Genomic DNA, 12,388 nt, shown 5'->3' with positions numbered 1-12,388 from the left:
CGGTGTGAAGTCGTTACAGGTTTATTTGCCAGCCCGCCGCGCAGCTTCTGGGCCGAAGTCTCCCGGCGCAAAGCCGCTTTTGTTCAGGCTGTAGCCGTTGCGTTGCTCATTGATCAAGTTGAAGGCCAGGTAAGTGCCGGCGTTCAAGTCGTGATACAGGCCCACTCCGGCTTGCCACGATTGGGTTTCAGGGGCGTAGAAGTAGTTGACCATCGAGGTACGCCACAGCTCACCCCGGTTGTCGTAGTTGTCACCCATGATCGGAAACCAGCTGTCCTCATCGATGTACATCGTGCGCTTGGCATACAGGTGACGGTTGCCGGGCTTGAGCACGCCTTCAAGCACCCACACCCGGTGCAGTTCGTAACGCATGTTGTCGGGGTTGATGTGCCCCGGTGGCAGCAAATCGGCATATTTGAGGGTGTTGGCGTGCAAACGGGCCGTGTTGTAGGGGATGTACAGCTCTTTTTTGCCGACGATGTTCCAGTTATAACGCTGAGCCGAGCCGTTGAAGATGCGCACTTCATCGACGGTAATCGACCCACCAGAGCCCGGGAACGCCATGTCAAAACCGTAGCCTGGTGATTGTCTGACGCGACGGGTGCCAGGGTCATAGCGCCAGCTTTGGCGAGGCTCGGTCTTGTCGTTCCAGTATTCGGTACCGGTGTTGATTTCGCCCTTGTCACGCTGCGGCAGCAAGGTCTCGTTGAGGTAGAACGATGAGTTGCCTGTGGTATCGCCAATTTTCCCGGGTTCCAGGCCGGGTGCCAGGTTGCGCGAATGCACGCGGCCCCAGTTTATTTTTCCGTCCTTGAGCACGTAGGCGTTGTCTGAGGTGTACTCCTCAGTCCAGGCACGCACGGTAAACAGCGAAGCGTTTTTTAGCAGTTCGATACCATTTTGCGGGATCGGAAACGCCACACCGCCGGTGCGCGCAACCACGCCCTCGCCTTCGTCTACCAACTTGGCCACTGAGGCGTTTTCAAGCGTGGCCTTGCACACTGTGTCCGAGAATCGGAAGTCTCGGTGTGAGGTGTAAATCGGCATGCGAAAGCTTTGTGGATAGAGCTTGAACAACGCTTTTTGCCCTTCAGACAGATGCGCCGCGTACTGGTCAAGGTTTTGCGCAGTAATCACAAACAGTGGTTTTTCAGTCGGGTAAGGGTCAATCGGGTGCTTACCCGTGCCTTCAAACTTCATGCCCGGCGCCGCACCGAGCCACTGGCCGCCAAACGCTGGAATGGTGCCCTCGGCATTCCCCGCCTGTTGCGCGCCCACGCACGTCAAGTCCTTGCCCAGTCGGGCGATTTGGTCGGCGGGCGCCTGGGCTTGGGTCAGCCCGCTGTAACTGTGCAAAGCCAGAGCGACTGACAGCCAGCCGCCCATGTGAGTGATGCGTCGCATGGGGGGTTCTCCTTGTTGTTATTAATCCAGAATCGCGCAACTGCGCCGCTGAAGATGGCTTTGAACCGCGGCCGCAGGGGGGCGCGCCACAACCAATGGTTTGCCCTGGTTGAACCACGCCGCTAACGCGGGCAGCAAAAAGATCGCGCCGAGCACGTTGACCATAAACATGAACGCCAACAGCAAGCCCATGTCGGCCTGGAACTTGAGCGGCGCAAACACCCAGGTACACACACCCAGCGACATGGTGACGGCGGTAAACACTGCCGCTGTACCGCGCTGGCACATGGCGCGGTAGAACGCCTCTCGCAGGTTTTGCCCCTCGGCCATTTCGTGCTCGATGCGCTCGTACAGGTAGATCCCGTAATCCACGCCAACACCAACTCCCAGCGCCATCACGGGCAAGGTCGCCACTTTAAGGCCGATACCCAGCAGCGCCATCAGCGCGTTGCACAGCACCGCAACAATCGCCAGCGGCACCAGAATGCACAGCACTGCACGCAATGAGCGGAAGGTCAGCAAACAAAACAACGCCACCGACAAGAACAAAGCTGCCAGCATTACCACTTCAGCCTGCTTGACGGCCTCATTGGACGCCGCCATGACGCCAATATTGCCGCCCGCCAACTTGAACGAGACGCCGGGCACTTGAATATCGGCAATAATCCGCTTTGCCGCCTCCAGCGCCTGAGCGACGGTGCTGCCTTCATGGTCAGTCAAAAACACTAGGATTTGCATTTGCTGGCAGCCGTCGGTGACCAGCCCCGAGTCAGGCGAATAGGCATACGCACCTTGCTGCAAGCCTTGAGCTGACCCCGGAATCGCGGCCCAGCGCGGATTACCTTCGTTGTTGCCGGCAATCACCTGCTTGCTCATGCCCGCCACGCTCTGTACCGACTGCACGCCGGGGACTTCACGCATGTTGAAATCGAAGGTCTCAACAGCGCGCATCACGGCAGGGTCGAGACAGGCTTCGCTACGGTCAGCAACCGTCAGAAACACCGACAGCACGTCCAGCCCGATGGAGTAGCTGCTGATGATCTTTTGGTTGTCCTGGTTGTAGCGCGAGTCGGCTCGCAGCTCGGGGGCCCCAGTGCCAATGTCGCCGATTTGCAGTTGTCGGGCCTTGATCGCGCCGACACCCAGCAACAACAAACTGATTGCAAACACCCACAGCGCCGGGCCGGGTGTGGCCAATGCAGACAGGCGCCACCACAGCGGGTGGCGCTGATGGGGCAGTTGCGCACGTGCCGTGAGCGAGCGAGGCTCAAGGCTCAGGTGAGCAATGATCAACGGCAGCATCATTTTGTTGGTGATGATCATCAACATCACGCCGATGCACGCTGTTACGCCCAACTCATGAACGATGGGAATATCAATCAGCATGATCACGCCAAAGCCCAGCGCGTTCATCAGCAGGGCCAACGCACCGGGAATGAATATCTTGCTAAACGCTGTTTTAGCGGCATTGACTGAATTGCTGCCCGCCAACACTTCCTGCTTCCAGGCATTGGTCATTTGCACGGCGTGGGACACGCCAATCGAGAAGATCAAAAACGGCACCAAAATCGACATCGGGTCGATCCCCAAGCCGAGTAAGGGCAACAAACCCAACAGCCAAATCACGGGCAACAAGGCCACAAACAACGCCACCAGGGTCAAACGTAACGAGCGCGAATACACCCACAGCAGCAGGCCCGTGATCAGAAATGCGACGGCAAAAAAACCGATGACCGTGTTCAGCCCCTCAACCACATCACCCACCAACTTGGCAAAACCGACGATGTTGATGTCGATATCAGCGCTGCTGTATTTGGCGCGAATGTCTTCAAGGCTGCGGGCAACATCGACGTAAGACACGGGCTGCCCGGTTTTGGGATCAACGTCCTGCAAGTCGGCACGAACCATGGCGGATTTCAGGTCATTAGCGAGCAAGCGTCCGATTTGCCCTGAACGCGCGGCGTTACTGCGCACTTGCTGCAAGTCTTGTGCTGTCGCCGCGTATTGCGGCGGTACGACTAAATCACCGACATAACCGTCTTCGGTGATCTCGATATAGCGCACGTTGGGGGTAAACAAAGAGGTAACGCTGGGACGGCTGACGCCAGAGATGAAGAACACGTCGTCTGTAACGTGCTGCAAGGTTTCAAGGAACTGTGGGTTGTAAATATCACCCTCACCTTTCCAGTGCACGCTCACCAGTAGGCGGTTGGCGCCTGTGAAGATCCGACTAAATTCCAAAAAGTTAAGCATGTAGTCATGGCGCACCGGGATCTGCTTGTTAAAGCCCGGATCAAGCCGCACATGGGTCGCGCTGTAACCCAGCCCGAGGGTGATCAGCAGGAAGACGCCAAGCAACACTTTACGCTTGGCCATCAATTGGTCAGCGCAGCGGTCAACAAAACGCTGCATCAACGTAGGCGAGTGATCCATTACGACCTCACGCTGTCGATGACCCTGCACCCACACGCCGCTGTTGGAAAGCCGTTAGCGCCCATGTTTGCGATCCCTCGTATTTATTATTCTTTTTTCGGGCTCGGCCAGATCAGCCGTCCAGACCTTGAGTGGGATCGATAATCAAGGTCACCTGTGACGCAAACATCGTCCAAAAGGCCTAGGCCATTTGAGTGGCGCGCTGCAGCCAACAACGCACACAGGCCGTAAAGCCGAACGAGGCGATCAGCGAGAAGATGATAAAAACCGATGGGAGCGCTCAAGCGCCCGCAATCCTTAGGGCGGCTTGTAACTTAAGCGTGAGTGGCCGATTGCAGGCGTTCCAGTTCGCGGCGCACCATGTTGGCGTATTCGGCTGGCTGTAATCCATACAACTGTCCTGCAACCCAATTGAGCCAAGCTCCTTGCAAAACGGGCTTTTGGGCAAACAACTCAGCGGCCTTGGCATGGGCCTGCTCGTGGTGTTGCTGGTGAAACTCGCTGCGGCTCAGCGTCATTCTTTACTGGCCTTGAAAGTCAGCTCGCCCTTGCGCCACTTCGCAGCCTTGGTAGTCACTGCTTTCAGGGTTTTGCTCAGGCCGCCTTCAAGCTGTTCGTTGGCAGCGAAAACCAGCATCACGGTTTGACCTTCCTTGAACACGATCCCTTCACCTTGAGGGGATGAGACATAGGCATAGTCGCCAATCCCGTAGATGGTCATTTTGATTTCGCGAAACTTTATCTCGAACTTTCCACCTTCGCGACTGGGCAGTACCGCGGCACGAAAATGATCGCCAACCTTGAGTTCCAAACCCGGCTTGTCATCAACGACCAAGGCTGTATCGGTATCGATTTCAGCGATGTAGATACCTTCTGCATTCTGTTCCGTGACATAGACAAAACGCGATTGAAACAACTTCACCAAGCGTGCTCGTAAGTCACCTAACACGAACAACGCATGCATCTCCAGATTGCTGACTGCCAACGAAAATCCCTCGAACCTTGAAGTAGAACCGCCCCGAACAAACGCCAGGCAGCAGAAAAGGGGCTTGAGCCCACACTTGAAAAACTGAATACAGCGAACCCTTGGGCCGCTTGGGTCAAGTCGGCGCGGGCATCAAGATAATGGATCTACGCCTTTGATGCGCCGACGAACAATCGCCAGTCTTTGAAGGAAATTAACCATGACCGCAGAAGTGGAAACCAGCTTAAGCACTTGCAGCATAGACCTTCACGTAAAGACGAAACGACTGACGCTTTCTTTTTTAAAAAAACCTTACAACTAGTACCACTGCATCGGCGGGCAATTCTAATGCACACACCGCCCTTGGGGCCATTCAAAGAATGCGCCGATTATTCAACGTAAGGATAAAAAACATGGACACGCCAAACGCACTGCCAGCCCCTCGTTTTGAAGCTGCAAGCGTATACCAGCACACAACTCGGACGCCATTCTACCGGCTCAGGTCTGATGAAGGGTATACACCCTCACAGCGATACCAAGTGATTCCCGTCAGTGGTGGCTTTTTTCATATCCGCGAAGCAGGCACAGGCCAAGTCAAGGGCTTTCGTTGTACGCACAACACCGCCTGTGCATTGGCCAGGCAACTGGAAACAACCCAACAGTGAGCTTTTACAGCTTGGTTCACTTTGCGATTAACAGGGGTTTCGTCGCCTGAATGACTTAACTGCGCCACTGGAGCCCAACAACTGCCATACTTGCGCAAAAATCGGCCCGGCCCATGCCGCCGGATGCTCCAGTTCCATTACCTCCAAGGAAAAGTGACACGTGACGGAATTTGATATTGGCGAGTTTTTTATCCGCGGTGAACACCGAGAAATTGAGGGTGAGTTTCAAGCAGTGATTGTCATGCGGGCCAAGCCACCGCTTACCACTGTCACTTACCATCAAGTCGAAAAGGATCGCTGGTTCAAAACCGCCGATGTCGCAGAGGCGGCAGCCAAAGAATCTGCAAAAGCCTTGAAGCTCGCGGTCGACGAAGGCGCACTTAAGGTTTAAGCCCTTTGGGGCTAAGGCCTAAAGGATCAGCGCGGTAAGCCGATAGCCAGGTGAGTCCCCGTTTAAGAGCATCAATGATGATTCACTTAAATCTTGCCACTCGCCCAGCCTCACTCCCCGCGCTAATAACAGCTGAGGCCAAGCCTGTCGACGACACCATCTCTGTGCCATCCAGGTCACAGAGCGCGATTCAAAGTGCACTGGCCTCAGGCGACAACTCTGTTGAGGCCCTGCAAAAGCGCATCAAACAGCTGAAAAAAAGAATCGAAAAACTTCAACAGCAACTGCGCCAGGCAAACGCACGCATGGCGGCGGTTAAAGCCGCGCGCTATCGAAGTGAAGAAGCCAAAGTCTCTGCGGTAATGGCCGCCAAAGGTCAGGTGGTGGCCCTCACCAGTGCAGTCTCCATTGCCCTCAGCTCACTGTTTCAGGCCGAAAAGATGCTAATTGGCAGCATCAACCTCTCGGTCTGAATATCGGTCTACAGTGTTATCGCGTGGTATTTCGAACGTTTGACGTTCGCCGGCCTCATATAAGGTGACAAACAGGCTCGCTGAGCCTGGCCACCGATAACTGCCTACCTGCTGAAGGAGATGCACATGGACGAGACACCCAACACGCTGGAAACGCTATTTGAGCAACTTGGACTGTTGTCCGATCAAGCGTCTATTGAGGCCTTTATCGAGAAACACGCGTTGGCTGAAGATGTCAAATTAGCCGATGCGCCCTTCTGGTCTGCCGCACAAGCGCAGTTCCTCAAAGAAAAACTTCTAGCTGATGACAACTGGGCCATTGTTATCGATGAGCTCAACACTCGCCTGCATCAAGCTCGTTGAGCATGGAGGCGCGCTGCTGAAAGGTTGGCGCTTAACTGCGCCAGCCAGGCTGCACGACATTCCTCAGCCTCTAGACGGCTTGAAAAGGCCGTGCCCCGCTGTTCGCCATTAACCAATACGACCCAGCAAGCCTTTTGGCCAACAGCCCGTAAGTTTTTTGGCACGCCACTGCCGATCATAACGGCGACATCAACCTGATTAGGCATGATGGTTTCTCCTGCGACTTAGTTAGCAACCTAACAATGTCGGCCATCTTAGTGACTTAATGCCGCAGGAAAAAGCTATCTAGTGCATAGCTTAATTACATAGACCGCAACAATGGTGCCCACACGCCTACGCAAACACAGGCGCTTGCTGATCAAATACTGCGCGTCCGCCCTCTTGAGGGATGTTGAAAAAAGCCTTGTCCAGCATTCCCGTCCCCTTGCCAATGGCGGCATTCCAATTGGCAGACTGATGAACATATCGCTGACGCAACACAGCCTCTTCTTCATCTGTGAGCGATATGCAGCCCTCACGTACCTGCGTTTGAAGCTTGGCGGCAATGGGGGCCAAGTCGTCAGGGAGGCTCTGTTCCTCAAAAGACAATTGGCCCAACGGCACGCCATGCTCACACGCCAAGCGGTGCATCACGCCTAAGTACACCCGAGACAAATGACCATATATCCGCCGCTGCATAAACACCGCCGCTTGAACGCGCTTGGTAGGGTCTTGGCGATTGCCTTCATGGTGGGAGTCGGTGCGAATTTGCAGCCGGGCGCTTGGATCTTGTGGGTCAAGCAGATCCTTGGCCTGCCATGCCTCAAGCTGTGCGGCTGTGGTTTGCCAGGCCAGCGTCTGCTTGATGGGCGTGGATGCAGCCACTCGGTTAGTCAGCCAGCGGGTCAGAAATACCTGTTCTTGAACTTCAAGAGGGTAACCTCCACCCACGTCGGCGTGGGCGCCGGGCACAGCAACATCCATTGACCACTGCGGGGCAATACGATTCAACGAAAAATTACGACGCTGCTCATCGCGCGCACTCAGTTGCACCACCTGTTTGGCGCAGCCCGGTGCGAGATACAGATTAAGCCCAGAATTGACCAAATCGCTGATGTCTCCCAAATCATCCAGTCCACCCATGGCTGCCACAGTGTCGAACAAGCCAATAAATTCAAGTGAGCACTCAAAATCTGGCGCTAACTCAAACAGAGTTTTAAAGGGAGTGTCTGCAATTAAGTTTACAAAGTGTCGAGCGGCGGCTGCACCGCGACTAAAACCAAACACATCCAACTGCAATCGCCTCAAAGACCGATAGGGAATGGTTTGCATCAATGACTTTAGACATGCGGCCAACTGCGTTTGAGCGCTCTGAGCCTTGCTTAGCACACCTGTGCGGCCACGGCCGTAGGTCTGGCCCGGAAACCGGTTATCTGCTTGACCTGTGCGGGTGCCAATACCGCCCACGTACAGCGAGGTCACCGCAGGGTCGTGAGCATTAAAGGCCGCTTGTTGAGGATAGAGCTGATGCAGCTTGGCAATGTTGCTAGGCTCACCGCCGTAGCTGCTGTCAGGATCAAGCCACAGACCTTGCGCCTGACGCTCCTGCCCCAACTGACTGTTGAACTGATTGTTTGCAGTCCCATCAAAAAAAATACCCACACGCAACACTCGTCCCGTATTGCTTGAATTACTCATGAAGCTGCCCCCAACTTATCCGACCCACGTAAAAACGCCGGGCCAAATATAAGGAGGCTCAGACGAACGGGCTAGCTCAATGTGTGGAGGAAATTTTTAAAAGGCGGGAACAATTCAGATTTGGCTGGCAGACCGAATGGCTGCCGAGCCCGACTTGCTACCGGAGCCACCTGAGGTGGCCCCGGCAAGGTCAAGCGATCAGGCCTGACGCTGGTGCTTGTCGATTTGTTCGTGACGCTCTTGAGCCTCGATGCAGTACTTGGTGGTAGGACTGATCAGCAGACGCTTAAGGCCAATAGCCTCGCCACTGTCATCGCACCAGCCGAAGCTGTCATCTTTGATACGCTCCAGGGCCTGCTCCAATTGAGGCAGCATGCGCTGATCGCGGTCGATCGCGTTGACCAACCAGGTACGCTCTTCTTCGACCGAAGCAGCATCCGCAGGATCAGCTGGGGTGTCCAGGCTCTCGATTGCGATGCGGTTCTGCTCAATACGCTCGTGGGTTTCAACCTTCATGTTTTGCAACAGCTCAGTGAAAAAAGCCAGTTGCTCGGCATTCATGTAGTCATCCGCCGGCATGGCCAGCAACTTATCCTTTGTCATTGATTTCTCTATAAAAAATACGTGCATTAAGGCGAATTAGGGAGCGTCCTGACCGATCTTCATCCCAACCAGTTAGGTGCCATCTATTTCAAGCGCCACCCGGCACTCAATTTACGAGGGGCGGCAGTCTAAGGCCGACTTATCGACTCAGCAACTGAAATGACGCCTATTTGTCCAGCAAAACCTGAAAATCGATCAAAAACATGACTCGCGGGGGCTAATGGAGTGTGTTTGTCGCAAGAAATTCAATTGTGAGGCCGAAAATGCAAAATCAGTGCTTTCAGCGGTGGGCAGCGTTTGGCGTCCCTACGCAGGTGCCGCATAGACCTCAAGACTACCCAGGCCCGATCGTAATAAACGCGCAGCTATCAATACCACGGACGTTTTGATTGACCACGCAATGGCAATGCTTTTTAAGTTTGAAAGTCTGTCTCTGATAGCAATCATCGTCATTTAGAAATAAGGAACGTAACCATAATTGAATTCCTCAGCGCCGCTGTGGTTTGAAATAGCAACCTAACGATTATGTGCTTTAAATAGGCCCCTTGATCCCACCGTTAAACGGATGCCCCTGCGCCCTTTTTTTGCGAATTTTCGCTAGAACGGCTACTGGCTCATTTATAAATTTTTACGTAAGCAAGCCCCCCAAAGGCGTAAAAGGGATCAGTACTCGCCTACAGCCAAACGGGTGCAATTCACTAACAATTTGCAACGATTCGCACCCATTGCCTGCATCTCTAGCAGCAGTCCATGAGTAGGACTTCACCACAGCCTGGGTACGCAGCTTTAACCCAAACCTAGTGAGTTTTCAGACTCATACGTCCCGCCTAGTTTGTTGAACAATCCCACCTATTTCTCCGCAATTCTCGCGATCAACTACGCACAGCCTGACAAGACTGGCGAAGTTGCCCCCCTTACAATCGTTGGCATAGATCCTAAATTAGAGCCCGAGTAAATCCACCTTATGTCACAACTTGTATCTGACCCAGCACGCCAGCACTGCTCTGTTGCACTCCTGACGTCCACACGACTAACACCTCTCATGACGCTATCTGGAGCACAACACCATGAATCACTCCGCACTCGCACCCAATGAGTCTGCGCGCGTACCGGCCATGCCCGAACTCATCAAACTCATGAAGCTGCGAAATGCACTGGTCGCTTTAAAAGGGCCGCTGGCCCATACCCCAGGTTTTCATCACCTCGCCGAACAGCTGTTACAAAACAACGATTTTTATGAGCGGGTTTTGGGTAAGTTGACGTCTGACAAGGCCATTTAGATCAGTTTTTTTGAAGTTAACCAGCATTATTATGAATTTGCAGATTGTTAAGAGGCTGGGCACACTGGACGCGTTCCTCCCCCAAATGAAGGAACTTTTGCAAGGGCTTACGGGGTCACCCGCCGAGCCCTTTTTTTTATCTGCAATCGTCGATTAGCCCGGATTTTCATCATTATGCGTACACGCTGGATCAGCCGTCTTTTACCCGCTGCCATCAACACCCGCCCCACAGAATGGAGCCGCGCCGCTATCGGCGTATCCCTTGGCACTTTGTTCAGCGTTTGGCTGTGCAGCCTCGTCTTTGGGCTTCCTGTTGCCATGCACTTGATTGGCCCACTTGGGGCTTCGGCAATTTTGCTGTTTGCCGTGTCGTCCGGCGCTTTGGCGCAGCCTTGGTCGATTTTAGGGGGGTACTTTTGCGCGACCGTCGTGTCTCTGCTGGTCGTACACTTTTTAGGTCGCGACCTCACCAGCGCCTGTCTGGCTGTTGGCCTGGCCCTGATTGCGATGTGTTTGTTGCGTTGTCTGCACCCACCCGCAGGTGCTTTGGCTTTGTTGGTGGTGCTCGCCGATCCACAAAGTGCGCAGTTAGGTTGGGCCGTGCTCGAACCTGTGATGCTCAGCGCCGCGTGCATGTTGCTGGTGGCCCTGCTCTACAACAATCTGACACGGGTCCGTTACCCAAAAAACCATGTTGACGCTACTCCTGCCGTCATCACTCCCCATGTCATGGGAGACCCCAGCATTACCGCTGAAGATTTGCATAACGCTCTGGCTCAAATGGACGCGTTCATTGACGTGACCCCCGAAGACCTCGAAGAGCTGATTCGAGCCAGTGAGCAACATGCGCGGCGGCGCAGTGTGGGTGAAGTGTTCACCCAACCCAACTGAATAAAGGGCGCTGCAAGCGCTTGATTCTGATCTCTGGAACGATCCCCCTCGATAGCCCTCAAACTCCTGCTAGGGTTATCGGTGTCTCGTACGAGTGAGCATGGCTACGACGCATGTGACCACCCGCTTTCAGTGACTATTAGTGATCAAGGCACGCCATGCTCAAAACCCTCGAAAGTGAAGTGTCCAAACAGGCGGCTCCGCCTGCGCTACAAGCCGAGTTTGCTCAACATGACTTCGAAAAACTGCGTAATTTTTGCCGCATAACCTACTGCGTCAGCATTCTTATCTGGCTGCTGTTCGACCTCATCGTCAGCATCAAGGGCGGCCAGGGCTTCACGCTGTTATCGGTGGTGTTCATTGTTGCAATGGCCGTTATCACCATCGTTTTGGGGTTTGTACGCAAGGCCCAGCACTTCCAATACCTCAACGTGATATTTGTGTTGGTCATTTCGGTGGGTATTCGCTTGATCACGTTCGGGTTGCCAGTAGAAGCGCAACCTATATGGCTGGCTCTGGCCAGCTCAAGCATTCTGTACAGCGCCTCGGTTTTGCCCTTGAGCCGCGGCTCTTTTATCACTGGGATGCTCATCACCGGCGCTGTGCTCAACCCCTTTATGTGGACGGATCTCTCGCTATTTGACCTTCGCGGCAGCCTGATCCTCAGTTACTTCTGTTTTTTAGGCGGACTGACCCTCTACTGCTATTTCACATTGCGTCGGGTCAAACTTTACAACTACACCATGTCTAAGCTGCTGATCGGGCAAGCGTACATCGACGCGCTGACCGAAATCCCCAACAGGCGTTCGTTCATGACCCGGGCCGGGTTGACGCTCAATGCAACCCCGCGCAGCCCCGATCACTACTTGGCAATGATCGACATCGACAACTTTAAGAAGGTGAACGACCTGCACGGTCACGACATAGGCGACGAAGTGCTCAAACGCACGGCCGCCAACATCAAAGCGGTGATGGCAGATTACGAATACGCACGTTTGGGCGGGGAAGAATTTGCGGTGTACTTGTCGGCTGTACAGCGCGAAGACGTGCAAAAACTGATGGCCGGGCTGTGTCGCCGCGTGCGCGAGGACGCGCAAACACACCCGGTGACCATCAGCATCGGGATTACTCTGGTCAGGGAAGGTGAAACCTTGAATCAGGCGCTGGCTAAGGCTGATGTGGCGTTGTATGCGTCCAAGCACAACGGTAAGAATCAGTTCACCTTTTACTCGTGAAACTGATCC

13 protein-coding genes are annotated in these 12,388 nt (G+C 54.3%); 6 read left to right on the top strand and 7 right to left on the bottom strand.

The window, feature by feature from the left end; genetic code table 11:
• Positions 1-21: 21 nt before the first annotated feature.
• The 4 genes from ACZRJQ_RS01940 to ACZRJQ_RS01925 form a co-directional block, all read right to left on the bottom strand.
• On the bottom strand, positions 22-1,404 hold the full coding sequence (locus tag ACZRJQ_RS01940; protein WP_463976721.1) for a DUF1329 domain-containing protein: 1,383 nt from the start codon (positions 1,402-1,404) through the stop codon (positions 22-24).
• A gap of 21 nt (positions 1,405-1,425) precedes the next feature.
• On the bottom strand, positions 1,426-3,816 hold the full coding sequence (locus tag ACZRJQ_RS01935) for an efflux RND transporter permease subunit (protein WP_463976983.1): 2,391 nt from the start codon (positions 3,814-3,816) through the stop codon (positions 1,426-1,428).
• A 335-nt stretch (positions 3,817-4,151) separates the two neighbouring features.
• A complete protein-coding gene (locus ACZRJQ_RS01930) occupies positions 4,152-4,355 on the bottom strand; it encodes a hypothetical protein (protein WP_463976720.1) in 204 nt (67 codons plus the stop codon).
• Complete coding sequence (locus tag ACZRJQ_RS01925) at positions 4,352-4,822, bottom strand: hypothetical protein (RefSeq protein ID WP_463976719.1); 471 nt, start codon at positions 4,820-4,822, stop codon at positions 4,352-4,354. The genes ACZRJQ_RS01930 and ACZRJQ_RS01925 overlap by 4 nt, the downstream gene beginning before the upstream one ends.
• A gap of 804 nt (positions 4,823-5,626) precedes the next feature.
• Here ACZRJQ_RS01925 and ACZRJQ_RS01920 point away from each other — a divergent pair.
• From ACZRJQ_RS01920 to ACZRJQ_RS01910, 3 genes are all read left to right on the top strand, one after another.
• Positions 5,627-5,857 (top strand): hypothetical protein, encoded by a 231-nt coding sequence (locus ACZRJQ_RS01920; protein ID WP_463976718.1) that lies wholly within the window; start codon positions 5,627-5,629, stop codon positions 5,855-5,857.
• A gap of 74 nt (positions 5,858-5,931) precedes the next feature.
• Positions 5,932-6,330 (top strand): hypothetical protein, encoded by a 399-nt coding sequence (locus ACZRJQ_RS01915; RefSeq protein ID WP_463976717.1) that lies wholly within the window; start codon positions 5,932-5,934, stop codon positions 6,328-6,330.
• Positions 6,331-6,456: 126 nt separating this feature from the next.
• Positions 6,457-6,693: a DUF2789 domain-containing protein gene (locus ACZRJQ_RS01910; RefSeq protein ID WP_463976716.1), complete on the top strand. Its 237-nt coding sequence runs from the start codon at positions 6,457-6,459 to the stop codon at positions 6,691-6,693.
• Here the strand turns inward: ACZRJQ_RS01910 and ACZRJQ_RS01905 are convergent.
• The 3 genes from ACZRJQ_RS01905 to ACZRJQ_RS01895 form a co-directional block, all read right to left on the bottom strand.
• Positions 6,681-6,899, bottom strand: a complete 219-nt coding sequence (locus tag ACZRJQ_RS01905) for a hypothetical protein (RefSeq protein WP_463976715.1) — start codon at positions 6,897-6,899, stop codon at positions 6,681-6,683. The two genes, ACZRJQ_RS01910 and ACZRJQ_RS01905, sit on opposite strands and share 13 nt — an antisense overlap.
• A gap of 127 nt (positions 6,900-7,026) precedes the next feature.
• Positions 7,027-8,370: a phospholipase effector Tle1 domain-containing protein gene (locus ACZRJQ_RS01900; protein WP_463976714.1), complete on the bottom strand. Its 1,344-nt coding sequence runs from the start codon at positions 8,368-8,370 to the stop codon at positions 7,027-7,029.
• A gap of 198 nt (positions 8,371-8,568) precedes the next feature.
• Complete coding sequence (locus tag ACZRJQ_RS01895; protein ID WP_463976713.1) at positions 8,569-8,973, bottom strand: TraR/DksA family transcriptional regulator; 405 nt, start codon at positions 8,971-8,973, stop codon at positions 8,569-8,571.
• 1,067 nt (positions 8,974-10,040) lie between these two features.
• Here ACZRJQ_RS01895 and ACZRJQ_RS01890 point away from each other — a divergent pair.
• The 3 genes from ACZRJQ_RS01890 to ACZRJQ_RS01880 all read left to right on the top strand — a co-directional run bounded on the left by ACZRJQ_RS01890 (position 10,041) and on the right by ACZRJQ_RS01880 (position 12,379).
• On the top strand, positions 10,041-10,253 hold the full coding sequence (locus ACZRJQ_RS01890; protein ID WP_463976712.1) for a type VI secretion system contractile sheath small subunit: 213 nt from the start codon (positions 10,041-10,043) through the stop codon (positions 10,251-10,253).
• Between the two features lie 174 nt (positions 10,254-10,427).
• Entirely contained in the window at positions 10,428-11,144 is a 717-nt protein-coding gene (locus ACZRJQ_RS01885; RefSeq protein ID WP_463976711.1) for an HPP family protein, read from the top strand.
• A gap of 158 nt (positions 11,145-11,302) precedes the next feature.
• A complete protein-coding gene (locus ACZRJQ_RS01880) occupies positions 11,303-12,379 on the top strand; it encodes a GGDEF domain-containing protein (protein ID WP_463976710.1) in 1,077 nt (358 codons plus the stop codon).
• Positions 12,380-12,388 lie beyond the last annotated feature (9 nt).

The organism is Pseudomonas sp. E315, from assembly GCF_055406205.1.
This window is presented reverse-complemented; position numbering and strand designations above follow the sequence as displayed.

Coding starts and splice junctions, on each gene's coding strand:
- ACZRJQ_RS01940 (WP_463976721.1), bottom strand. CDS start 1,404: ATGCGACGCATCACTCACATGGGCGGCTGGCTGTCAGTCGCTCTGGCT.
- ACZRJQ_RS01935 (WP_463976983.1), bottom strand. CDS start 3,816: ATGCAGCGTTTTGTTGACCGCTGCGCTGACCAATTGATGGCCAAGCGT.
- ACZRJQ_RS01930 (WP_463976720.1), bottom strand. CDS start 4,355: ATGACGCTGAGCCGCAGCGAGTTTCACCAGCAACACCACGAGCAGGCC.
- ACZRJQ_RS01915 (WP_463976717.1), top strand. CDS start 5,932: ATGATGATTCACTTAAATCTTGCCACTCGCCCAGCCTCACTCCCCGCG.
- ACZRJQ_RS01910 (WP_463976716.1), top strand. CDS start 6,457: ATGGACGAGACACCCAACACGCTGGAAACGCTATTTGAGCAACTTGGA.
- ACZRJQ_RS01905 (WP_463976715.1), bottom strand. CDS start 6,899: ATGCCTAATCAGGTTGATGTCGCCGTTATGATCGGCAGTGGCGTGCCA.
- ACZRJQ_RS01900 (WP_463976714.1), bottom strand. CDS start 8,370: ATGAGTAATTCAAGCAATACGGGACGAGTGTTGCGTGTGGGTATTTTT.
- ACZRJQ_RS01895 (WP_463976713.1), bottom strand. CDS start 8,973: ATGACAAAGGATAAGTTGCTGGCCATGCCGGCGGATGACTACATGAAT.
- ACZRJQ_RS01890 (WP_463976712.1), top strand. CDS start 10,041: ATGAATCACTCCGCACTCGCACCCAATGAGTCTGCGCGCGTACCGGCC.
- ACZRJQ_RS01885 (WP_463976711.1), top strand. CDS start 10,428: ATGCGTACACGCTGGATCAGCCGTCTTTTACCCGCTGCCATCAACACC.
- ACZRJQ_RS01880 (WP_463976710.1), top strand. CDS start 11,303: ATGCTCAAAACCCTCGAAAGTGAAGTGTCCAAACAGGCGGCTCCGCCT.